Below are 22,845 nucleotides of genomic sequence, written 5' to 3'. Positions count from 1 at the left end.
ACGAGGGAGTATGGCCATGACCCGGAAGTTCCTGTTCGTGCTCGGCAGCGCCCGCACCGGAGGCAACTCCGAGCTCCTGGCCCGCAAGGCCGCCGAGCAGCTCGCCCCCGACGTGGAACAGCGCTGGCTCCACCTCGCCGAGCACCACCTCCCGGACTTCGAGGACCACCGCCACGACGGGACCCGCCCCCGCGCCCGCCCGCGCCCCGTCGGCGACAACGAGGCGCTGCTCCTGGACGCGACCCTCGAAGCCACCGACATCGTCATCGTGTCGCCGCTGTACTGGTACTCGCTCTCGGCCACCACGAAGCGCTACCTCGACTACTGGGACGCCTGGCTGGAGGTCCCGGAGGTCGACTTCAAGAACGCTCTCGCGGGCCGCACCCTGTGGGGCGTGACGGCGCTCGCCCACAGCGAGGAGGAAGTGGCCGCCCCGCTGATCGGCACCTTGAACCACACGGCCGCCTTCTTCCCCATGCACTTCGGCGGCGTCCTGCTCGGCAACGGCTCCCGGCCCGGCAACGTCCTGACCGACACCGAGGCCCTCACCCGCGCCAAGACCTTCTTCACGCAGGAGCCGGCGCTGGCCCGCTACCCGTACCAGAGCCAGGACCAGGACCAGGGCCAGGGCTGACCGCCAGGACTGACCGCCAGGCACCGACCGCTGCGCGGCGGCCGCTACGCCGTGATGTCCTTCGCGCCGAACCGCGCCCACGCAGCCGAGCCGAACACCGCCGCGTACAGGCCCTGCAGGCCGAGGTTCTTGACCAGCTCGTCCCAGTACACGGGCTCGCGCATCAGGTCCGCGAAGGACAGCCAGTAGTGCGAGAAGAAGTACGGCTGGACCGCGTGGAGCTGGGGGATCTGGTCGAGGATCTGGACCGTGATCAGCAGGCCGACGGTCGTGGCCATCGCCGCGATGCCGCTGCCGGTCAGGGTCGACACGAACAGGCCGAGCGCCGCGACCCCGATCAGTGACGCGGCCACCACGAGGGCGATCAGCAGCGCGCGCAGCATGCCGTCGGCCAGGCTGATACGGGTACCGGAGATCGTGGTGAGCTCGCCCAGCGGGAACAGCAGGGCGCCGACGAGGAGGGCGGAGGCCGCCACCATCAAGGTCGCCACCAGGCAGAAGGCCATCGTGGTCGCGTACTTGACGAGCAGCAGCCGGGTGCGGCCCGCCGGGGCGACCAGGAGGTAGCGCAGGGTCCCGGAGTTGGCCTCCCCGGCGATCGCGTCGCCCGCGATCACTCCGACGGCCATGGGCAGGAAGAAGGGCAGGGTCGCGGCGAGCGCGGTGAAGACCAGGAACAGGCCGTTGTTGGTGATCTGCGCGATGAACGCGGGCCCGCCGCCCTCGCCGCCCCCGCCGACCGTCGAGCCGTCGCTGGTCTCGATCTTCACGGCGACGCCGATCAGGATCGGCACCGCGACCAGCACGCCGAGCAGCGCGAGGGTGCGCCAGCGGCGGAAGGTCACGGAGAGCTCGCTGCGGAGGAGGCCGAAGGTCCACAGGGGGCTGGTGGCCCGGGCGGCCGGAAGATCGGCCGGAAGGTCGGCCGCCCCGAGTTGATCAGCCTGCGACATCGAAGCCCTCCCCCGTCAGGGCCACGAACGCGTCCTCCAGGGAGGGGCGTTCGAGGCCGAAGCCGCGGACGCGGACGCCCGCGCGCACCAGTGCGGCGTTCAGATCGGCGAGGTCGGTACCGGCACCGGGGCCTGTACCGGTGCCGGGACCCGTATCGGTGCCAGGACCCGTACTGGCATCGGGGCTCGTACTGGTACCGGGGCCCGTACCGGTGTCGGCGCCCGTACCGACACCAGTACCGGTACCGGGACCGGGACCGGTACTGGTGTCGGGGCCGGGTGGTTCGCCGGTCACCCGGTCCTCCGTCACCACCAGGTCGGCGACGCCGTGCTCCTTCAGGACGCGGGCCGCTTCGCCGGGGTCCGGGGTCGTCACGACGAGCCGCCCCCGTACGCCCGCGGCGAGTTCGGCCACCGACCCCTGGGTGATGAGGCGGCCCTGGGTCATCACCGCCGCGTGCGTGCAGACCTGCTCGATCTCGTCGAGGAGGTGCGAGGACAGGAACACCGTCGTGCCGTCCGACGCCAACTCCCGCACCAGCGACCGGATTTCCCGCATCCCCTGCGGGTCCAGGCCATTGGTCGGCTCGTCGAGCACCAGGAGGCGGCGCGGCTGGAGCAGGGCGGCGGCGAGGCCGAGGCGCTGCTTCATGCCGAGCGAGTACGCCTTCGCCTTGCGGCCCGCGGCGGCGGTGAGGCCGACCCGGTCGAGCGCGGCGGCGGCCCGGGCCCGGCGGGTGCGCGGGTCGGCGGTGGGGTCGGCGGCGTCGTACCGCAGGAGGTTGTCGCGGCCGGACAGGAACCCGTACAGGGCGGGGCCCTCGATCAGGGCGCCGACGTGCGGCAGGACGGAGCGCGTCGCGCGCGGCATGGCGCGGCCGAGGACCCGGGCGCCGCCGGAGGTGGGCTCGATGAGGCCCATCAGCATGCGGATGGTGGTGGTCTTGCCGGAGCCGTTGGGCCCCAGGAACCCGAAGACGCTGCCCGCCGGGACGGTGAGGTCGAGGCCGTCGACGGCGAGATGCCTCCCGTACCGCTTGGTCAGCGCGTGGGTCTCGATCACGCTCTCGGTGTCCTGCACGTGTTCCCCTCCCCTGGCCCGCCCCCACCGTACGGCTGAGCGGCGGGCCGAGGGTGTGGCACCCTCGGCCCGCCGCCACGTACCGCTCCTGCCCGCGCGCCCTAGTGGGCCGCGTTCGCCGCCTTCACCAGCGCGTCCTTGGTGACCGCGCCGACGTAGACCTTGCCGTCGTCCGTGATGAGGGCGTTGATCAGGCGGGTCTTGAAGACCGTGCCCGAGCCGAACTTCCCGGTGACCTGGTCGCCGAGGGAGTCGAGGAACTTGGCCGCGTCCGGCGGCAGTTCACCGGAGTGCGTCGACGGGATGCCCTGGCCGCCCGGGATCTTCAGCTCGGCGATGGAGTTCCAGCCCTCGCCCATGACGTTCAGGCCGTTCATGCCCCCGGCGCCCTCGCCGCCCGCGAACTCCTTGCCGCCGAGGCTCTTGTCGAGGTCCTTGTCGAGCTCCTTGCCCAGCTCCATGCCCTCGCGGGCGTCACGGTGCCGGGCGCCGCGCTGCTCGTCGCCCTCGGTGACCTTCGTGCCCTTCGGGGGCGTGAAGTCGAAGGTGGACGCCGACGGCTTGGAGAAGTCGACCTTCGTGAAGCCCGCGTCCACGACGGCCGCGCCGCCGCCCGCCGGGGTCAGCGTGAACTTGAGCGGCACACCTTCCTTCGCGTCGACCGCGACGGTGATCTGGCCGACCGTCGACCGGGCAGCGCCGGACTGCTTGGGCTTGATGACCAGGCGGTAGGCGTCGCGGCCCGCCACCTGCGCGGTGCCGTCGACCTGCACGGACGTCGTGTCGTCGACCGCCTTCAGGGCCTGCTTCGCGAGCTCTTCGGGGGTGGCGGGAACGTCCTTCGGCAGCTTCTTGTGGGCGCTGTCGCCGCCCTTGTGGCCCTGCTGCTTGGAGTGGAACGCCTCGTTCGACGCGCTGTCGTACGCCCACATCTCGTCGCCGTTGTGGAAGAGGCTGTACTCCGAGGCGTCGTCCAGGATGGAGAGCTTCTGCTTGTCAGGGCCGTCCGCCGCTACCCTCAACGTGTGCGTGCCGGAGGCGAGTTCGAGCAGCTTGGACGAGGGGTCGGCCGACGATCCGCCGTCGCCCCGGCCCCCGCCGCCCCCACCGCCCCCACCCGCGAAGCCGCCGGCGAGCCCGGAGGCCACGGACGGCAGGCCGAGGTCGGTGCTGACCTTCACGGTGCCGGACAGCTGCTGGGTGTCCGACTTGGCGATCTTCTCGATGAGTTCCTGTGCCGTGACCTTCGGCAGATCGGGGTCGCCCGAGCTGGCGAGCGCCGGGACCAGCCCGATGGTCGCCGCCGCCACCCCGATCACCGCGACCGGGACGGCATAGCGCGCCGCCTTGCGGCGACGCACGCGCGGCTCCCCGGCTCCGCTGGTGTCCTGCTCCGGTTCGTACGGTGCCATTGTGTGCCCTACCTCCGTGGTCGGCGGCGGCCTGCCCTGTACGTGCGGTCGTCCACCCCGCGCCGCCATTCTCACCCGATTTGGTGAGGAGTGGTTGTTTCTTGCCGGACCTTGCTTCCCTCCATACGACCAAATCGGCCAGGCGGAATCGTCAGACCCCGGGAGCAACTCCGCGTACTGCCATGGGATGACATGAAGAGGCGGTGCCTCCCCCATCCCGTAGGGGAAGGCACCGCCCAGGGCCTGTCCGGGGAAACAGGCCCGGTCCGTGAGGGGCGTTCAGCGCCGCACGAAGACGTAGTCGGCCTGATAGGGGACGCCGACCACCGCTCCCTTCGCGCAACTGCCGGACGGGGCAACGCCGCCCACGGTGTTCAGGCGGAGGATCTCCGCGGTGCCGGCGAGCAGCCCCTGCCGCTTGCCGCTCTGCGTGGCCCTGAGGTCCAGCTCCGGGATGTTCTCGGTCCCGTTGGGCGTCTTGCTGACCAACTGGCCGGTGACAGCGCTGCGGTCGGGCGCGATCCACTGCGGCGTACCGGAGTTGGGGGCGACGAAGCTGTGGGCGATGTCGCCGCCGAGGCGGGCCCGCACGTCGCGCTGCGCGAAGGCGAACTTCCCGGAGTCGGAACCAGACCCGGCCCCGGACCCGGAGCCTGTCGCGGCCCCGCCCGCCGCCTTCTTGCACTCGTAGATCTGCTGGCCCTGGATCACCGACGCCTGGAAGCTCGCCCTGGCGCCCTGGAAGCCGATGTTCGCCGAGACCTTGTGGAGCTGGCCGCGGACGGCGCCCCCCGGGAACTCGGCGGTGTGCAGGTTGGCGTAGAAGCCGCCCGGGTCGGCCTTCAGCTGCTTCAGGAGCGCGGCGTCCGCGACCTTGACGGTGCCGGTGACGCTGTTGCCCTTGATGGCGCCGAGCAGCTTGGTGAAGTCGACCTTGATGCCGCCGTTGACGCCCTTGTTCCCCTGGTGGATGTGGAGCATGGTGGGCCGCCCGGTGCCGCGCCACTTGACCGTCACCGTGACCCGGTCGCCCTTGACCTGGACGAACTCGAGGGCCTTGCCGTCCTTGTCGCCGACGGCGGGACCGCCCTGTACGGGCACCTCGTTGGCGCCGTTCATGCTCGCCACGAGGAGCGCGCCGCCGCGGGAGACTCCGGCGCCGTCACGGGAGACCGCGGCGCCGCCGCTCTGGACCTCGACGGACTGGCTGTGCGCACCGTGCGTGCCGCCCCTCGCCGAGTCTCCCTCGCCGTCGCCCGGCAGCACGAAGGCCGTGACTCCGGCGGCAGCGGCGACCACGGCGGTCGCGACGAGCAGCGTCCGGCGACGGCTCGTGGGCGTGGAGCTAGATGTGGACGTGGACGTGGATGTGCTGAACGTACCCATGGTGTGACTCCCCCCTGCGGGCCGGCGTCCCCAGCGGCGCCGGCTTCTGGGCGGGAGTACGGACCGATTCCTAGCCTGGACTCAATCCAGTCTGGAACTCATCAAGTGACCTGCGTCACACTCATGGGTGCGGCCGGGCTCAGCCCGCCCGGTGCACCACCGCGTCGCACAGCTCCACCAGCGACGTCTTCGCGTCGCACTCGGGCAGCGGCGCGAGCGTCGCGCGGGCCTCCTCCGCGTACCGCACGGTGTCCCGGCGGGCCTGCTCCAGGGCGGGGTGGGCGCGCAGCCGGGCGAGGGCGTCGGCGTGCCGGGCGTCGTCCGTCAGGTCCGAGTCGAGGAGCTCGCTCAGGGCGATGTCCTCGGCCAGACCGAGCTTGCGCACGCGCTCGCGCAGCCGCAGGACCGGCAGCGTCGGGATGCCCTCGCGCAGGTCGGTGCCGGGCGTCTTGCCCGACTCGTGCGAGTCGGAGGCGATGTCCAGGACGTCGTCGGCGAGCTGGAAGGCGACGCCGAGCCGCTCACCGTACTGGGTGAGGACGTCCACGACGGTCTCGTCGGCGCCCGACATCATCGCGCCGAAGCGGCCCGAGACGGCGATCAGGGAGCCGGTCTTGCCGCCGAGCACGTCCAGGTAGTGGTCGACCGGGTCGCGTCCGTCGCGCGGGCCCGCCGTCTCCAGGATCTGCCCTGTGACCAGGCGTTCGAACGCCTCCGCCTGGATGCGGACGGCCTCGGGGCCGAGGTCGGCCAGTATGTGCGAGGCGCGGGCGAACAGGAAGTCGCCGGTGAGGACCGCGACCGAGTTGCCCCAGCGCTGGTTGACGCTCGGGACGCCGCGGCGCACATCCGCCTCGTCCATCACGTCGTCGTGGTACAGCGTCGCGAGGTGGGTGAGCTCGACGACCACCGCGGACGGCACGACTCCGGGGGCGTACGGGTCGCCGAACTGGGCGGCGAGCATGACCAGGAGCGGCCGGAAGCGCTTCCCGCCCGCGCGCACCAGGTGCTGCGCGGCCTCCGTGATGAACGGGACCTCGCTCTTGGTGGCCTCGAGCAGCCCCTCCTCGACGGCAGCCAACCCGGCCTGGACATCGGCTTCGAGAGCCTGGTCCCGCACGCTCAGCCTGAACGGCTCGACGACGGTCACGAGCGGTCTCCTGTCTGCTGACGATCACAAGGTCGGTCATTGGTCGATGACACGGTTTGTCGATGTGTCGCTGCCATCACTCAAGTCAGCGTATCCGGTCGCCTTTCGATCACAGCGGGGGCCCGGCTGCGCTTGAACGAGCGCAGCCAGCCCGGGCGGACCTCGATCACCACCGGTATGTTCGTGATCAGCCTGTATGCCCGAGAGACCCGTCCTAGCACATACGTCACGCAATGAACGGAAGCGGAACCTTTGTCTCGTAATCCGGCTGAGACGCAGCCTTCCACAGAGCCGCCGCCGGGCGACGACACCGCCTTCTTCGGCCAGCCGCGCGGCCTGCTGACGCTCTCCGGCCTGGAGGTGTGGGAGCGGTTCTCCTTCCTCGGCATGCAGGCCATCCTCGTCCTGTACTTCGCGGACTCGGTCGCGAACGACGGCATGGGCATGGACCCCGGAACGGCGGCGTCCGTCTCGGCCGCGTACGGGACGCTCGTCTATCTGGTCTCGGTGGCGGGCGGCTGGCTCGCCGACCGGATCCTCGGCTCGTACCGCGCGGTCCTGTGGGGCGGCATCCTCATCGCCTGCGGCCACTACTCGATGGCCGTGCCCACGCCGACCATGACCTGGGTGGGCCTCGGCCTGATCAGCGCCGGCACCGGCCTCCTGAAGCCCAACGTGGCCTCCATGGTGGGCAAGCTCTACCGCACCGAGGACGAGCGGCGCGACGCCGGATTCGCCCTCTACTACATGGCCATCAACATCGGCGCCTTCGCCGGACCGCTGATCACCGGCTGGCTCGGCGACCACAAGGGCTGGCACTGGGGCTTCTCGGCGGCCGCGATCGGCATGACCTTCGGGCTCGTCCAGTACGTCGCCGGGCGGCGCCACCTGGCCGGGCGCGGGCACACCGCGGAGTACGCGCTGCCGCCCGAGGGGATGCGCCGGGCGGTGCGCCTCATGGCCGTCGGGGCGGTCGTGGTGGCCGCGCTCGCCGCGCTGCTCGCGGGCGTCGGCTGGCTGACGATGGACCGCTTCGTGGACGTGCTCACCGTCATCTCCGTGATCGCGCCCGTCGTGTACTTCGCGGTGATGTTCAAGAGCCCGCGCGTGACGGCCGAGGAGCGCGGGCGGCTCCGCCCCTACCTGGTGCTCTTCGTCGCGTCCGTCGCCTTCAACTTCATCCTGTTCCAGGCGTACTCGACGATGATGCTCCTGGCCTCGACGAACGCCCGCACCGAGATCCTCGGCTTCCACTTCCCCGCCAGCTGGTACGCCTCCGCGCTCGGGGCCTTCGAGGTGGCGCTCGCGCCCGTGGTCGCCGCCGTGTGGGCGCGGATGGGGCCGCGTCAGCCGCACGCCTCCAACAAGATCGCGCTCGGCGTGATCCTGGGCGGCCTCTCCTTCGTCCTGATGGTGCTGCCGACCGTCGGGCACTCCGGGGACTCGTACAAGATGGCGGCCTGGTGGATCGTCGGGTCCTACCTGCTGCTCGGGCTCGGCGACATCCTTCTGGAGACCTCCGGGATGTCGGCCACCACGAAGCTCGCCCCGAAGGCGTTCGCCAGCCAGACCATGTCCCTGTGGTTCCTTTCGCTCGCCCTGGCCAACGGCATCCAGGCACAGACCGTGAAGCTCTACGGCAAGGTCTCCAACCCCGCGTACTTCGGCGTCAACGGCGCCATCGCGATCGCCGTCGGCGTCGCCGTGATCGCCCTCGCGCCCTGGCTGCGCCGCACCATGCACCCCGTCCACTGAGGACGCCCGTCCCCTGAGGTACCCGCCATGACCGACATCCAGATCCGCCACTCCTTCCCGTACGAGACCACGCGCGAGGACGTCCGGATCCCGCTGCCGGACGGGACCAGGCTCTACGCGCGCGTGTGGCGCCCGGTCACGGACGAGCCCGTCCCCGCCCTCCTCGAGTACCTCCCCTACCGCCTGACCGACTGGACGGCGCCCCGCGACTGGCAGCGCCACCCCTGGTACGCGGGCCACGGCTACGCCTCCGTGCGCGTCGACGTGCGCGGGCACGGGAACTCGGAGGGGCTGCCCGGGGACGAGTACGACGCGACGGAGCTCGCGGACGGCGTGGCCGTGGTCGAGTGGCTGGCCGCGCAGCGCTGGTGCACCGGCAAGGTCGGCATGTTCGGCATCTCCTGGGGCGGCTTCAACTCCCTGCAGATCGCGGCCCTCGCGCCCGAGGCGCTCAAGGCGGTCGTCACCGTCTGCTCCGCCGACGACCGCTATGACAACGACGTGCACTACATGGGTGGTTCCGTCCTCGCCGTCGACATGCACGCGTGGGCGGCCACGATGCTGGCCTTCGTCTGCCGCCCGCCGGACCCGCAGTACATGGGCGAAAAGTGGCGCGAGGAGTGGCGCGAGCTGTGGCTGAAGCGCCTGGAGGCCGTCGACCCCTTCATCCACACCTGGCTCGGCCACCAGACCCGTGACGCCTACTGGCAGCACGGCAGCGTCTGCGAGGACTACTCCGCGATCAAGGCGGCCGTCCTCGCGGTGGGTGGCTGGCACGACCCGTACCGGGACACGGTGCTGCGCCTCGTCGAACATCTCCCTGGAGACGTACGGGGGTTGATCGGGCCCTGGTCGCACCAGTACCCGGACCGGGGCCTGCCGCCCGGCCCCGCCATCGGCTTCCTCCAGGAGACGCTGCGCTGGTGGGACCATCACCTCAAGGGCGTGGCCAACGACGTCATGGAGGAGCCGAAGCTGCGCTCCTGGATCAGCGACTCGCACCGGCCCGCGACGGTGTACGAGGAGCTCTCCGGCGGCTGGGCCGGCGACCCCTCCTGGCCGTCCCCGAACGTCACGCCCGTCTCGTACGCCCTTCAGGGAGCCCCGGTCCAGGTCAACTCCCCCATGCACACCGGCCTGGACGCCGGCCGCTTCTTCCCCTTCGGGAACGACGCCGACCTGCCGCCCGACCAGCGCGAGGAGGACGCGAAGTCGGCGTGCTTCGAATTCGAAGTGGATCAGCTGGTACGGGTATCGGGGCGCCCCCGCGTCACCCTGCGCCTGCGCATGGACGTCCCCTACGGGCAGGCCGTCGCCCGGGTCTGCGACGTGGCCCCGGACGGCGCCTCGACCCTCGTCACGCGCGGGGTGCTCAACCTGTCGGCCCGGAACGGCCGGGACCGCGCCGACGCCTGGCCGCTGGGCGCCACCGAGGACGTCACCTTCGAGCTCAACGGCATCGGCCACACCTTCCCGCCGGGCCACCGCATCCGGCTCGCGGTGTCGTCCGCGTACTGGCCGTGGATCTGGCCGCAGGCGGACTCGGCCGGGTTCACCCTCGACCCGGCGGGCAGCTCCCTGGAACTTCCCGTAAGGGACGGCGACTTGGACCCCTCGATCACCTTCGAGTCCCCGGAGCAGTCGGAGCCCCTAGGGGTCGTGTACCCGGCCACCCTCGACGAACAGCGGCCCGAGCGCCTCGTCGTCCGCGACGTGGCCAAGGGCGAGTGGCGCCTGGAGGTCGACCCGCGCTACGGCGGGACCCGGGTCTACCCGGACGGCCTCGAGTTCACCGAAGACGCCCTGGAGACGTACACGATCGACGAGGCGGACCCGCTGAGCGCCCGCACCCGCTCCGACTGGCACATCCGCCTGCACCGCCCCGAGCTCGCCTGGGACGTGACCGTCGAGACGCACTCCGAGATCACCTGCGACGCGGCGGACTTCATCACCTCGAACGAGGTGGTGTGCCGGGACGGCGTCGAGGTCGTGTTCCACCGGACGTGGGAACGACGGATTCCGCGCACGGCGGGGTGACCATCCTCAGGGGGCTCCCTGGGCGCTCCCTGGGCGCTTTCAGGCGCTCCCCGGGGGTGCCCCTCAGAGCAGCCGCTCCAGCACCACCGCGATCCCGTCGTCCTCATTGGACGCCGTCAACTCATCGGCGACGGCCTTCAGTTCGGCGTGCGCGTTGGCCATGGCGACGCCGCGCGCGGCCCAGGCGAACATCGGGATGTCGTTGGGCATGTCCCCGAAGGCGAGGGTGTCGGCGGCCGAGAGCCCGAGCTGCTCGGCCGCGAGGGCGAGGCCCGTCGCCTTGGTCACGCCGCACGGCTGGAGCTCCACGGTGCCGGGCCCCGACATCGTCACCGTCGCGAGCGTGCCCACCGCGGCCCGGGCCACCGCCGCCAACTCGTCGTCCGCGAGGGTCTGGTGGCGTAGCAGGACCTTACTGATGGGCTCCTCCCACAGCAGGTCACGCCCGGGCACCCGGACCGCGGGGAGCGTCGGGTGCGGCATTTCATAGCCGGGCTCGATGAGCGTGAGCCCGTCCACGCCGTCCTGGTCCACGGCCGCGTAGACCATCCCGACCTCCGCCTCGATCTTGCCGAGCGCCGCCTCGGCGAGCTCCCGGTCGAGGGTCACGGACCACACCATCCGGTCACGGCGTGCGTCATACAGCTGCGCGCCCTGCCCGCACACCGCGAGCCCGTGGTTGCCGAGCTCGTCGAGGAGCGGCTTCACCCTTGGGGCGGGCCTCCCGGTGACCACGAGGTGCCGTGCCCCCGCCGCCACCGCCCGTGCCAGCGCGTCCCTCGACCGGTCGGAGACGGTGTCGTCGCCGCGCAGCAGCGTCCCGTCCAGGTCAGTGGCGATGAGGGCATATGCGATCTGAGCGGCCATGATCAGAGAATACGGACCTATGGGCTCACTGGCCCCTCCTCGGAGCGCCCGGCACGCGAACACTCCGCGTTCGCGCGGCATGCCGTACCTTTGGGCCACGCAGAGTGCCCATGATGCGAGTGTGACGGGGGAACACCATGGGAGGCCATCGGCCGGCGGATTGGCATGTCCTGGATCTGGACAAGGACCCGACGCCGGGGGATCCGCAGCGAGTTCGTCAACTCGCCAAGAATCTCCATGACTTCGCGGATGACGTGTCGTCGGTGTTGCGGGACATCAAGGGGATGGCGGGCGATGACGCGATCCTGACCTGGGCGGGGAAGACGGCGGACTCCTTCACCGCCGAGTTCGAGGACGCCCCGGGCAAGCTGAAGAAGCTCAAGAAGAGCTACGAGATGGCCGGTGACGCGCTCGCGGACTACTGGCCGAAGCTGGAGCGCGCCCAGGCCCTGGCGGACAAGGCGCTCGCCAAGGGGCGTGAGGCGCAAGGGGACTTGAGCGAGGCCAAGTCCAAGCTGTCCTCGGCGGACTCGTGGGTGGACCGCGCCGGGAAAGAAGCCGACAAGTACAAGGACAAAGACGGCAGCGACAAGGGCAAGGACGTCCCCAAGCCCGACGAGGACAAGGTCAAGGCCGCCACCCGCAACGCCCACGCCGCCGAGAAGGCCCAGTCGGACGCCAAGTCCGACGTCTCGAACGCGCAGGGCGCCCTGGACGCCGCCAAGAAGATGGCGGAAGACGCCCGCAAGATGCGCGAGGACGCCGCGGGCACGGCCAAGAAGAAGATCGACGAGGCGTCGGACGCGGGTATCCATAACCGCAAGTGGTGGGAGGAGGTCGGCGACTGGGTCTCCGACAACTGGGACACCATCGTCGCCGTCTGCAAGGTCGTCGTCGCGGTTCTGGGCATCGTCGCCATGATCATCGGCGGGCCGATCCTCGGCGCGATCGTCCTCGTGGCCGCTCTCGTCGTGCTCGCCGACACCCTCAACAAATACGCCAACGGACAAGCCAGCCTCTGGGATGTGGCGTTCGCGGCGCTCGACTGCATACCCGGCATGAAAGGGCTGACCAGCCTCCGCGGTCTCGCCAAGGGACTCAAGGGGCTCGCCAAGGGCGGTCTCAAGGGGATGGCGAAGGCCGCCAAGGGCGGCATGGGCAAGCTGCGCCAGCAGGCCCAGATGATGGCCGAGCGCCGCTGCAAGAGCGACCCCATCGATGTCGTGACGGGTGACATGGTCGCCTCGGCCGTCGACGTGGAGCTGCCCGGCGTGCTGCCGCTGACCCTCGAGCGGCACCATGTCTCGTCCGTGCAGAGCGGACGCTGGTTCGGCGCGGCCTGGGCCTCAACTCTCGATCAGAGGCTGCTCCTCGACTCCGACGGGGTGCGGTTCGTCACCGAGGACGGGATGGTGCTCAGTTACCCCGTGCCGGAACCCGAGGTGTCCGTCCTGCCGGTCATGGGCCCGCGCTGGCCCCTCCAGTGGTCCGCCGCCGACGGGGGCACCCTGACGGTGCACCGGCCGGAGTCGGGCCTCACCTCACACTTCCGGGCGCTCCCCGGCACCTCGGGCGCGGAGCTGCCGTTGGCCGCGGTGACCGACCGGAACGCCAACACGGTCACGTTCGCCTACGACGCCGACGGCATGCCCCGGGAGGTCAGCCACTCCGGCGGCTACCGGGTCGGCGTCGAACTCGACCGCGAGGCGCGCCGGATTCGCGCGCTCAGACTGCTCAGCGACCCCGAGCAACCGCCGATCGTGCGCTACGGCTACGACGGCCAGGGCAATCTGACCGAGATCTACAACTCCTCCGGAGCCCCCCTGCGCCTCGCCTATGACGACGCGCACCGCATCGTCGCCTGGGAGGACCGCAACTCCACGCGGTACGCGTACACGTACGACGATGCGGGACGCTGCGTGCGGACCAGCGGCTCCGACGGGTTCCACGACGGCAGCTTCGCCTACGACGAGGTCAACCACCGGACGGTGCACACGGATTCACTCGGTCATTCCACTACATACCAGTACAACCGTGACTTCCGCATCGTCGGTGAGACGAACGCTCTCGGGCAGACGATCACCTCGGAGTGGGATCCCCTCGACCGGCTGGTCGCGCAGACCGACGCCCTGGGCCGGACGACTCGCTACGTCTACGACTCCGAGGGAAACACAGCGGAGTTGATCCGCCCGGACGGGTCGCGCTCCACCGCCGCGTACAACGAGCTGCGACTGCCCGTACTGATCACGGAAGCCGACGGGAGCCAGTGGCGCTTCCGGTACGACGACCGCGGCAACCTCCTCGCCATCACCGACCCGTCGGGCGCCACCACGGAGCATGCCTTCGACCCCCGTGGCGGTCTGCTCGCGACCATCGACGCGCTGGGCCACGCGCGCCGGGTCGAGAACGACGCCCTCGGCCGGCCGACCTCGGTCGGCGACGCGTTCGGAGCCGCGACCCGCTTCACGTACGACGGATACGGGCGGATCGCCACCCTCACCGAGCCGAACGACGCGGTCACGCGGTTCGGCTGGACCCCGGAGGGCCGGATGGCCTGGCGCACCGCGCCGAGTGGTGCGACCGAGCGCTGGACGTACGACCCGGAGGGCAACGAGGCCGAACACGTCGACGCCGTCGGCGGCGTGACCAGGTACGAGTACACGCACTTCGATCTGCTCAGTGCCGTGATCCGGCCGGACGGCACGAGCCTGCGGTTCACCCACGACACGGAGCTGCGGCTCACCTCGGTCACCAACCCGCTGGAAGAGCAGTGGCGATACGAGTACGACGCGGTCGGCAGCCTGGTGCGTGAGACCGACTTCAACGGCCGCGTCCTGACGTACGGCTATGACGCGGCACGGCAGTTGACGCGCCGGACGAACGCTCTCGGACACACCACCCGCTACACCCATGACGTCCTCGGGAACATCGTCGAGCAGCGCGGCGAGAGCGACGAGACCTGCACCACCTTCTCGTACGACCTGCTCGGCCGCACCACACGCGCGCAGAACGCCGCCGCGGTGCTGACGTTCGAGCACGACCGGGCAGGCCGGGTCACCGCCGAGACGTGCAACGGCCGTACCGTGCACAGCACGTATGACGCCGTCGGCCGACGGACCGCGCGCCGCACCGCCTCCGGGGCGCTGAGCAGCTGGGAGTACGACGCCGGCGGACGGCCTGTGCTGCTGACCACCGGTGGACAGTCGCTGCGCATCGGCTACGACATGGTCGGCCGGGAGACGGAGCGCCGCGTCGGGGCGGCCGTCCTGAGCAGTCACTGGAACGACGATCACCAACTGACGGAGCACAGCGTCGACGGGGGGTCCCAGCGCACCCGGCGCACCTATGGCTACCGGGCCGACGGCCTGGCCACGGCGATCGGGGACAGCGTCACCGGAACCCGTCGGCTCGACCTCGACGCCGCCGGACGGATCACCTCGGTCCGGGCCGACGCGTGGTCGGAGCAGTACGCGTACGACGCGACGGGCAATGTCACCCGCGCGATGTGGCCCGGGGGCAGGGAGGGGCACGAAGTCCACGAGGCCGTGGCCGGGGGGCGGACGGGTGGCGACACGGCCGGCGAGCGGTCCTACGACGCGTCGCTGCTGCGCCGCGCGGGCCGGACCACCTTCGCCCACGACGGACAGGGCCGGGTCGTCCGCCGCACCACCAAGCTGCTCTCGGGCGGCTCCCGCACCTGGCAGTACCACTGGGCCGACCACGATCACGACCAGCTCACCGAGGTGATCACTCCCGAGGGGAACCGCTGGCGCTACCTCTACGACCCGCTCGGCAGACGCATCGCCAAGCAGCTCCTCGACGAGGCGGGCGGAGTACGCGAACAGACCGACTTCGTCTGGGACGGCACCGTGCTCGCGGAGCAGACCGACTCCGTCGGCGCCGGGGCCGGGGCCGGGGCCGGGGCCGCCAGGACCCTGACATGGGACTGGTCGCCGGAGACGGACCTGCCCGTGGCGCAGACCGAGCGCCGCGCGCGGGATCTGGACCAGGCGGAGACCGACGCCCGCTTCCACGCCATCGTGACCGATCTCGTGGGCGCGCCACGCGAGCTGGTGACTCCGGGTGGCGACACGGAGTGGCGCCGGGAAGACACCGTGTGGGGACTGCCCTCCGAGCCGTCCTCCGGCCCGTCCTCCGATGCGGTCGACTGTCCGCTTCGCTTCCCCGGCCAGTACGAGGACGACGAGACGGGGCTGCACTACAACTACTTCCGCTACTACGACCCGACGGTGGGCCGCTTCTGCAGCCTCGACCCGCTCGGACTCGGAGGCGGGCCCAACCCGGGCTGGTACGTGCCGAACCCGACGGCCTGGATCGACCCGTTCGGGCTCGCTCTGTGCCGCAAGAAGCCCCGCCTGGAAACCGGGAACCTCAAGGAGGGCTGGCTTCACATCGACGCCCGCCACATCACCGGAGACCATCCCAAGGGGCCCGGTGACCTGATGCCGCCGGGGACCACGCGGGAGCAGGTCTACAAGGCCGCGTCCAAGGCGGTGCGCAAGGGAACCCGGATCACCGAGAACCCGAACAGGCTCATGCAGTCCTTCGAGAAGAAGATGACCGTGAACGGCTTCACCGCGACGTATCGCGTGTCCGTAGACTCGACCGACGGCAACCGCATCATCTCGTTCTTCCCTGTCGGAAAGAGTTACAAGTGATCCGCTTCTTCTTCGATGTGGACCCGTCCGAGCTCGAACCTCCGTCGCCGGGCTTCGCGTTGGGCGACATGGAAGTGGTGGGCAGCGCGGGCCGGGTGACGTCGAAGGGGCACACCCCGGATCAGTCCATGATGATCTTCGTGGCGCTGAGCGAACTCCTCGACGGCCTGCGGGCACTCGTCGAGCACCGTCGCGCCTCCTTCCGCTTCGTCGGGTCCGACTCCTCGTTCCGGCTGGACTTCGCGCTCGACGGCAAGGACGGCCGCATCACCACACGGGGCGGCGACGGGATCGTCGACGAGTCGCCCGCCGCCGAGGTCCTCGGCGCGGCCCACCGGGCGGCCCATGCCTTCCTCGACAGCCACCGGGCACAGCTGCCCACGCAGGACCCGGCGCGCAGGGACCTGGAGATGTCGCTGGAGGAGTTCGGGGATTTCATCGGGCCGGCCGGTGGAACGGCACCATGACGGCTGAGTTCCTGATGCGCCTCGACGACGGCATGCTCGCGTACTTCCGCGAGATCGTGGACGAGGCCGCGACCCGTTTCGGGATCTCCCGGGCCGAAGCCGTGGCCCGGGTGAACGAGCGGTACGGGCGCCTGGAGATCGGTCCCTGCCCGGACCTCATGTGCCACGAGATGCCGGAGTTCTGGGCGTTCGGGCTGTACCTGAAGGAGCGCCCGGGCGGAAAGCTGCTCCCCTCGGGCGACCCGGACGAGGACGTCGACTTCTCCGCGTACGACATCCGTCCCGCACCGCCCGAGGGCTCCCCCGCCTGGACACTCCCGTACGACGCCGCCTAACCGTGCGCCCGCACCAAATGCCCCGCCAACCGCGGTGACGCGTACTCCGTCCCGCACACGAACCGCATGACCGGCCCGTACGAGGAACCGCCCAGCATGCCCGTGAAGTAGAGGCCCGGTACCGAGGAGACATAGCCGGCGCCCAGCTTCGGAGTGCCGCGGCTGGTGGCGAGGCGGGCGCGGAGGGCGGGACCGAGGAAGCCCATCGCGTTGACGTCGACGCGGTAGCCCGTCGCCGCGATGACGTGGTCCGCCGCCAGCTCCTCGATACGGCCGCCGGGGGTCCGGACGGTCAGGACCGAACGGCCCTCCCGCGCCTCGGACTTGGTGATGGCCGCGATCTCTCGGGTCGTGACCCGGCCCTCGTAGCGGTCGCGCAGCCACCAGGCGCCGAGCGGGCCCAGGATGCGGCGGACCAGGAAGTGCCGGGCCTGCGGGGGCAGATAGCGGTACGGGTGGGGGTAGTAGCTGAGGGCGTAGAGGGACCAGGCGCGGCCGAACGGCGACTCGGGGCGCAGCTTCGGCTGCTTCCACGGGGGCGCCCCGAAGCCGACGGCGCCCTTGCCGCGGGCCACCACGCGCACGCGTGCCCCCGCCTCCGCCGCCAGCACGGCCGTCTCCAGGGAGGACTGGCCGGCGCCGACCACGAGGAGCTCCTTGTCCTCGTAGCGGGACAGGTCGCCGTGTTGCGAGCTGTGTGAGACGGGCCCTGTGGGGGTGGGTCCGTCCGGGGCGGCCGCGGCGAGCTCCGGGGGCAGGTGGCTGAGTCCGGACAGGCCGGTCGCGACGACGACCGCGCGCGCCGTGAACTGCTCCCCGGAGTCCAGCTTCAGCTCGAAGCCCTCCGTGCCGCGCCGGTCCACGGAGACCACGCGCACCCGCTCAAGCTCGGGCACGAGCCGGCTCTGGAACCAGTCCCCGTACGCCACGAACGTCTCGATCGGGATGATGTCCTCGTCGGTCACGAGGCGCGGGACGCCCGCGTCGTCGCAGTAGTCGGCGAGGGTGTGGCCGCGCTGCGGCGCGTCGATGCTCGAGGCCACCGGTGTGGACTTCAGCAGCATGCCCTTGGGCATGTGGGTGCGCCAGCTCACCATGGGCTCGCCGAAGGCGCGCACCGGGATGCCGCGGGCCCGCAGATGGGCCGCGGCGGACAGGCCGTAAGGACCGGCCCCGATGACTGCAACTGGTTGGATCACGAAGTCCCTCCCCAAGGACGACACTCACTTCGTGCACTGCGGACTCACTTCGCGCACCGCGTCAACTTCCGGCGCTACCCCGTCTGTTGGTGCGCCACAACTGGTACAGATGCTTCGCCCCCGGCCGCACGAAACGCGCGAGCATCGTGAAGAACGGCAACATGTCGTCCGCCGCGAGCCACGCCAGCTCCGTGGAGGACGGGCGGGCCGGCGCGTGCGGCGTGGTGTAGCCGCTGCGGCGGTACGCGAGGAGGGCGGGCAGGTCGATGTTCTCCACCACGTAGCGGTGGCCGGCGCGCTGTTCGCCCTCCGGGACGGCGCGGCCGGTCAGTTGCAGATGCATGGCGCGGACCACGTCGATGCCCGACTCGCTCTCGAAGAGACGGAACTGGGCGCCCATGCGGGGGTTGAAGTCGAGGAGCTTGTACCGGCCGTCACGCCGGTCGAAGCGGAGGTCCAGGTCGATGATGCCGGTGAAGCCGATCTGCTTGATGAACCGCGTGGTGAGGTCGGCGAGTTCGGGGTTGTCCACCACGTATGCGTTCGCCGTCATGCCCGCGTGGGGCGGCCAGGAGCGGACCTTCACGCCGGTGAAGAGCGCGAGGGGCGTGGAGTCCGCGTCGAAGTACGCGTGCACGATCCAGTCCTCCGCCTGCTCCCGCGGCAGATACTCCTGGAGGATCACTCCGGGGCGCTCGCCCCAGTCCCGGGCGAGGGTGAGCAGGCCCGCGGGGGTCTCGATGCGGGTGGTGCCGTTCACCGCGGGCTGTTTGCGGCGGGTGAACGCCTCGCGGTTCTTGGCGACCACCGGGAAACGGGCCGCCCCGGCGAACTCCTCGATGTCGGCGTACGACTGCGGGAACGCCGCCGGCGGAGAGGCGATGCCGTGCTCCACGCACAGCTCGTGCAGCCCCTGCTTGCTGGCGAGGCGGCGGGGTAACTCGGGCTCCACGCGCGGGAAGAGGAAGCCGCCGAAGCCGCTCTCCTTGTCGCCGAGCTCCTTCTGGTGCTCGGCGATGAGGACGGCCGCCTCCTCGTCCGTGGGGATCAGCACCGTCGGCCGCCCGATGCGGCGCCCGACCCGCAGCAGGCCGTCGACCAGCCGCTCCGGGTCCTCCGTGCCCGTGGTCCGCCACGGGAAGGCGCGGGTGAGGTGGCGGGAGGCGGCCGCGGGGGTGTAGCGGTCTTCCGTGATCGCATACATGGGCACGCCGAGGCGGCCGAGGCTGCGGATGGCGCCCACGCCGCCGTGGTGCAGCGGGTAGTCGCCGAACTTCACGATCAGTCCGGGCACGCTGCGGTCCGGCTCGAACGGAAGGCTGCTGCGGTTGTTGGCCACGGGTCCCCCCACGTGTCCCCCTTCCGACCCGGACCCACGCATCCGTGTCCGCGTCCCCCAAAGGACGCTAAGCCGGAACTGAGCACTCCAGCAAGACCTATTCGGACATTGCGAACTCTTTAGGCACTGCCCCTGATACGGGTTCCCACGTAACGTGTGGCACACCCCGATGGAAGTGAGGCAGGTACGCATGTCCGAGCAGACCCCGCTCGATGTCCCCGAAGGCGACCCCTTCGGTCCGCACAACCTTCCCTACGGTGTGTTCTCGCTGCGGGGCGCCGCGCAGGGCGACCGGCGGGTGGGTGTACGCCTGGGCTCGCACGTCCTGGATGCGGGCGCCGCCGCGGCCGCGCTCGGCTCCCCGTATGTCTCCCTGCTCGCGCAGCCCACCCTGAACCCGCTGCTCGCGGCGGGGCGCACGGCGTGGAGCGATGTGCGCCGGGCGCTCACCGCGTGGGTCACCGTGCCCGCCCACCGCGCCGTGGTGGAGCCGCTGTTCCACCCGCTGTCGGACGTGGAGCTGCACCTTCCCTTCGAGGTCGCGGACTACGTCGACTTCTACGCCTCGGAGCACCACGCGTCGAACCTGGGCCAGATGTTCCGCCCCGACGCGCCGGCCCCGCTCACCCCCAACTGGAAGCATCTGCCGATCGGTTACCACGGCCGGTCCGGCACCGTTGTCGTCTCCGGGACGGAGGTGGTACGTCCGACCGGGCAGCGCAAGACGCCCGCCGAGACCGCCCCCGTCTTCGGCCCCTCGGTCCGGCTCGACATCGAGGCGGAGGTCGGCTTCGTGGTGGGCACGCCGTCGACGCTCGCCACACCCGTGCCGCTCGCGGACTTCCGCGACCACGTCTTCGGGCTCTGCCTCCTCAACGACTGGTCGGCGCGCGACATCCAGGCGTGGGAGTACGTGCCGCTCGGCCCCTTCCTCGGCAAGTCCTTCACGACCTCGGTGTCCGCCTGGGTCACCCCGCTGGAGGCCCTGGACGCGGCGCGTGTGACCCCGCCCGAGCGCACCCATGAGCTCCTCCCCTACCTCGACGACTCGGCGGAGTCGGTGGCCGACGAGCCCGGCGGCTACGACCTGCGCATGACCGTGACCCTCAACGGCCAGGTGATCTCCGAGCCCCCCTTCTCGACGGTGTACTGGACGGCCGCCCAGCAGCTCGCCCACATGACGGCCAACGGCGCGTCCCTGCGCACCGGCGACCTCTACGGCTCGGGCACCGTGAGCGGCCCCGAGCCGGCCCAGTACGGCTCCCTGATCGAGCTGACGTGGAACGGCCGCGACCCGCTCGAACTCCCCGACGGCAAGCGGACGTTCCTGGAGGACGGCGACGAGGTCACGCTGTCGGCGTGGGCCCCGGGGCCGGACGGGACGCGGGTGGGTCTGGGCGAGGTGACGGGGCGGATCCTGCCTGCGCGGTAGCCCTCGCGGGCGAGGGGTGCTCCTTGCCTCACCCCTCGCCCCCCTCGCCCACCGGCCGTGGCCTACCAGTCGAGCTCCGGGTCCGGTTCGGCGTCGTCCCAGCCCAGGTCGTGCGGCTCGCTCGCGGGGGCGGGGGCGGGGGCGGCGGGGGCACCCTGCTGCTGCGGTGCGGGGGACGGCGCGGGAGTGCCGCCGAAGCCGGACAGGACCTCGATCACGCCCTCCCCGTACGTCGCCAGCTTCTTCTCGCCGACCCCGCTGATCCCGCCGAGCTCCGCCACCGTCGCGGGGCGGAGCGTGGCGATCTCCCTGAGCGTCGCGTCGTGGAAGATCACATACGCGGGGACGCCCTTCTCCCGGGCCTGGGCGCCCCGCCAGGCCCGCAGCTCCTCGAAGAGCGGGACCAGCTCCTCGGGCAGGTCCACCGCGGCGGCCTTGGACTTGCCGCCGCCGGAGCCACCCGAGCCGCCGGAGCCGCCCGAGCCCCGCCCGCCACGGGCGGGCCGCTTCGGCTCCTTGCGCAACCGCACCTCCCGCTCCCGGCCGAGGACGGAGCCGCTGGTCCCGGTCAGCACCAGCGTCCCGTACTCCCCCTCGATCGCGATGAGGCCCTGGGCCAGCAACTGCCGCACCACGCCCCGCCATTCGCCCTCGCCGAGCTCCTCGCCGATGCCGAAGACGCTCAGCTGGTCGTGGTCGAACTGGATGACCTTCGCGGTCTTGCGGCCGAGCAGGATGTCGATGATCTGGCCCGTGCCGAACTTCTGGCCGCGCTCGCGCTGCAGGCGCACCACCGTGGACAGGACCTTCTGTGCCGCGACCGTGCCGTCCCAGGTCTCGGGCGGGGTGAGGCAGGTGTCGCAGTTGCCGCAGGCGGCCGCGACGGGCTCCTGGCCGAAGTAGGTGAGGAGCTGGGCGCGGCGGCACTGGGCCGTCTCGCACAGGGCCAGCATCGCGTCCAGGTGGGCGGCGGCGCGGCGCTGGAACGCCTCGTCGCCCTCGCCGGACTGGATCAACTTGCGCTGCTGGACGACGTCTTGGAGTCCGTAGGCCATCCAGGCCGTGGAGGGCCGGCCGTCGCGGCCCGCGCGGCCCGTCTCCTGGTAGTACCCCTCCACCGACTTGGGCAGGTCGAGGTGGGCGACGAAGCGGACGTCCGGCTTGTCGATGCCCATGCCGAAGGCGATGGTCGCGACCACGACCAGGCCCTCCTCGCGCAGGAAGCGGGACTGGTGGGTGGCGCGCGTCGAGCCGTCCAGGCCCGCGTGGTACGGGACCGCCTCGATGCCGTTGCGCGAGAGGAACTCGGCGGTCTTCTCCACCGAGTTGCGCGAGAGGCAGTAGACGATGCCCGCGTCGCCCTCGTGCTCCTCCTTGAGGAAGGAGAGGAGCTGCTTCTTCGGGTCGGCCTTCCCGACGATGCGGTACTGGATGTTGGGGCGGTCGAAGCTCGCCACGAAGTGCTTCGCGTCGGGCATGCCCAGGCGCTGGGTGATCTCGCGGTGGGTGGCGTCCGTCGCCGTCGCCGTCAGGGCGATGCGCGGGACGTCCGGCCAGCGCTCGCCCAGCAGGGAGAGGGAGAGGTAGTCCGGGCGGAAGTCGTGGCCCCACTGCGCCACGCAGTGCGCCTCGTCGATCGCGAAGACGGAGATCTTGCCGCGGGAGAGCAGGTCGAGCGTGGCGTCCAGGCGCAGCCGCTCGGGGGCGACATAGAGGAGGTCGAGCTCGCCCGCGAGGAACTCGGCCTCCACCGTGCGGCGCTCGTCGAAGTCCAGCGTCGAGTTGATGAAGCCGGCCCGCACGCCGAGCGCCCGCAGCGCGTCCACCTGGTCCTGCATGAGCGCGATGAGCGGGGAGATCACGACGCCGGTGCCGGGTCTGACCAGGGCCGGGATCTGGTAGCAGAGCGACTTGCCGCCGCCGGTGGGCATCAGGACGACGGCGTCCCCGCCGTCCACCACATGCCCGATGATCGCCTCTTGCTCGCCCCGGAAGGCGTCGTACCCGAACACCCGGTGGAGCGTCCGCAGCGCGTCGCTCTCCACCACCTCAGTCATCCCGTCGACCCCACTGATCCCGCTCATCGCCGTGCCCCCGCCTGTCGCGCCTCGACCACTGC

General features: G+C 71.1%; 16 protein-coding genes. 7 read left to right on the top strand and 9 right to left on the bottom strand.

Going from position 1 to position 22,845, the window contains the following annotated elements:
* Positions 1-16: 16 nt before the first annotated feature.
* The gene (locus ACFWYM_RS04370; RefSeq protein ID WP_384829743.1) at positions 17-634 is read left to right on the top strand and encodes a flavodoxin family protein; all 618 of its coding nucleotides are present in this window, start codon (positions 17-19) and stop codon (positions 632-634) included.
* 44 nt (positions 635-678) lie between these two features.
* On the opposite strand, the gene ACFWYM_RS04365 is transcribed toward ACFWYM_RS04370, so the two are convergent.
* From ACFWYM_RS04365 to ACFWYM_RS04345, 5 genes are all read right to left on the bottom strand, one after another.
* Complete coding sequence (locus ACFWYM_RS04365) at positions 679-1,587, bottom strand: ABC transporter permease (protein ID WP_384829741.1); 909 nt, start codon at positions 1,585-1,587, stop codon at positions 679-681.
* Positions 1,574-2,668: an ABC transporter ATP-binding protein gene (locus ACFWYM_RS04360; protein WP_384829739.1), complete on the bottom strand. Its 1,095-nt coding sequence runs from the start codon at positions 2,666-2,668 to the stop codon at positions 1,574-1,576. Before ACFWYM_RS04360 ends, ACFWYM_RS04365 begins: the two co-directional genes overlap by 14 nt.
* A gap of 101 nt (positions 2,669-2,769) precedes the next feature.
* Entirely contained in the window at positions 2,770-4,080 is a 1,311-nt protein-coding gene (locus ACFWYM_RS04355) for a DUF2092 domain-containing protein (protein ID WP_384829737.1), read from the bottom strand.
* Positions 4,081-4,359: 279 nt separating this feature from the next.
* Complete coding sequence (locus ACFWYM_RS04350) at positions 4,360-5,466, bottom strand: CHRD domain-containing protein (RefSeq protein ID WP_384829735.1); 1,107 nt, start codon at positions 5,464-5,466, stop codon at positions 4,360-4,362.
* Positions 5,467-5,605: 139 nt separating this feature from the next.
* Positions 5,606-6,616: a polyprenyl synthetase family protein gene (locus ACFWYM_RS04345; RefSeq protein ID WP_384829733.1), complete on the bottom strand. Its 1,011-nt coding sequence runs from the start codon at positions 6,614-6,616 to the stop codon at positions 5,606-5,608.
* A 252-nt stretch (positions 6,617-6,868) separates the two neighbouring features.
* Between ACFWYM_RS04345 and ACFWYM_RS04340 the strand changes: the two genes are divergently transcribed.
* Positions 6,869-8,371 carry a peptide MFS transporter gene (locus tag ACFWYM_RS04340; protein ID WP_384829731.1) on the top strand — a complete coding sequence of 501 codons (1,503 nt, stop codon included), beginning with the start codon at positions 6,869-6,871 and terminating at the stop codon, positions 8,369-8,371.
* 27 nt (positions 8,372-8,398) lie between these two features.
* Entirely contained in the window at positions 8,399-10,408 is a 2,010-nt protein-coding gene (locus ACFWYM_RS04335) for a CocE/NonD family hydrolase (protein WP_384829729.1), read from the top strand.
* A 63-nt stretch (positions 10,409-10,471) separates the two neighbouring features.
* Here ACFWYM_RS04335 and ACFWYM_RS04330 read toward each other — a convergent pair whose 3' ends face one another.
* Complete coding sequence (locus ACFWYM_RS04330; protein WP_384829727.1) at positions 10,472-11,275, bottom strand: HAD family hydrolase; 804 nt, start codon at positions 11,273-11,275, stop codon at positions 10,472-10,474.
* A gap of 137 nt (positions 11,276-11,412) precedes the next feature.
* On the opposite strand from ACFWYM_RS04330, the gene ACFWYM_RS04325 reads away from it, so the two are divergent.
* From ACFWYM_RS04325 to ACFWYM_RS04315, 3 genes are read left to right on the top strand one after another with little or no spacing between them, the layout of a single operon-like run.
* Positions 11,413-15,954 carry an RHS repeat-associated core domain-containing protein gene (locus ACFWYM_RS04325; protein WP_384829725.1) on the top strand — a complete coding sequence of 1,514 codons (4,542 nt, stop codon included), beginning with the start codon at positions 11,413-11,415 and terminating at the stop codon, positions 15,952-15,954.
* Complete coding sequence (locus tag ACFWYM_RS04320) at positions 15,951-16,421, top strand: hypothetical protein (protein ID WP_384829724.1); 471 nt, start codon at positions 15,951-15,953, stop codon at positions 16,419-16,421. The genes ACFWYM_RS04325 and ACFWYM_RS04320 overlap by 4 nt, the downstream gene beginning before the upstream one ends.
* Positions 16,418-16,756, top strand: a complete 339-nt coding sequence (locus ACFWYM_RS04315) for a hypothetical protein (RefSeq protein WP_384829722.1) — start codon at positions 16,418-16,420, stop codon at positions 16,754-16,756. The genes ACFWYM_RS04320 and ACFWYM_RS04315 overlap by 4 nt, the downstream gene beginning before the upstream one ends.
* Here the strand turns inward: ACFWYM_RS04315 and ACFWYM_RS04310 are convergent.
* Positions 16,753-17,955 carry an FAD-dependent oxidoreductase gene (locus ACFWYM_RS04310; protein ID WP_384829720.1) on the bottom strand — a complete coding sequence of 401 codons (1,203 nt, stop codon included), beginning with the start codon at positions 17,953-17,955 and terminating at the stop codon, positions 16,753-16,755. The two genes, ACFWYM_RS04315 and ACFWYM_RS04310, sit on opposite strands and share 4 nt — an antisense overlap.
* A gap of 61 nt (positions 17,956-18,016) precedes the next feature.
* Positions 18,017-19,294, bottom strand: coding sequence for an ATP-grasp domain-containing protein (locus ACFWYM_RS04305; RefSeq protein ID WP_384830140.1), 1,278 nt, complete (start codon positions 19,292-19,294; stop codon positions 18,017-18,019).
* A gap of 190 nt (positions 19,295-19,484) precedes the next feature.
* Between ACFWYM_RS04305 and fahA the strand changes: the two genes are divergently transcribed.
* Positions 19,485-20,726, top strand: coding sequence for a fumarylacetoacetase (gene fahA / locus ACFWYM_RS04300; RefSeq protein ID WP_384829718.1), 1,242 nt, complete (start codon positions 19,485-19,487; stop codon positions 20,724-20,726).
* Between the two features lie 62 nt (positions 20,727-20,788).
* Here the strand turns inward: fahA and recQ are convergent, their stop codons facing one another.
* Positions 20,789-22,783 (bottom strand): DNA helicase RecQ, encoded by a 1,995-nt coding sequence (gene recQ / locus ACFWYM_RS04295; protein ID WP_384829716.1) that lies wholly within the window; start codon positions 22,781-22,783, stop codon positions 20,789-20,791.
* Between the last annotated feature and the right edge of the window lie 62 nt (positions 22,784-22,845).

The organism is Streptomyces sp. NPDC059009 (assembly GCF_042740175.1).
In the GTDB taxonomy this organism is placed as follows: Bacteria; Actinomycetota; Actinomycetes; order Streptomycetales; family Streptomycetaceae; genus Streptomyces.
The sequence above is the reverse complement of the archived record's forward strand: the minus strand, read 5'-3'. Positions and strand labels throughout refer to the sequence as shown.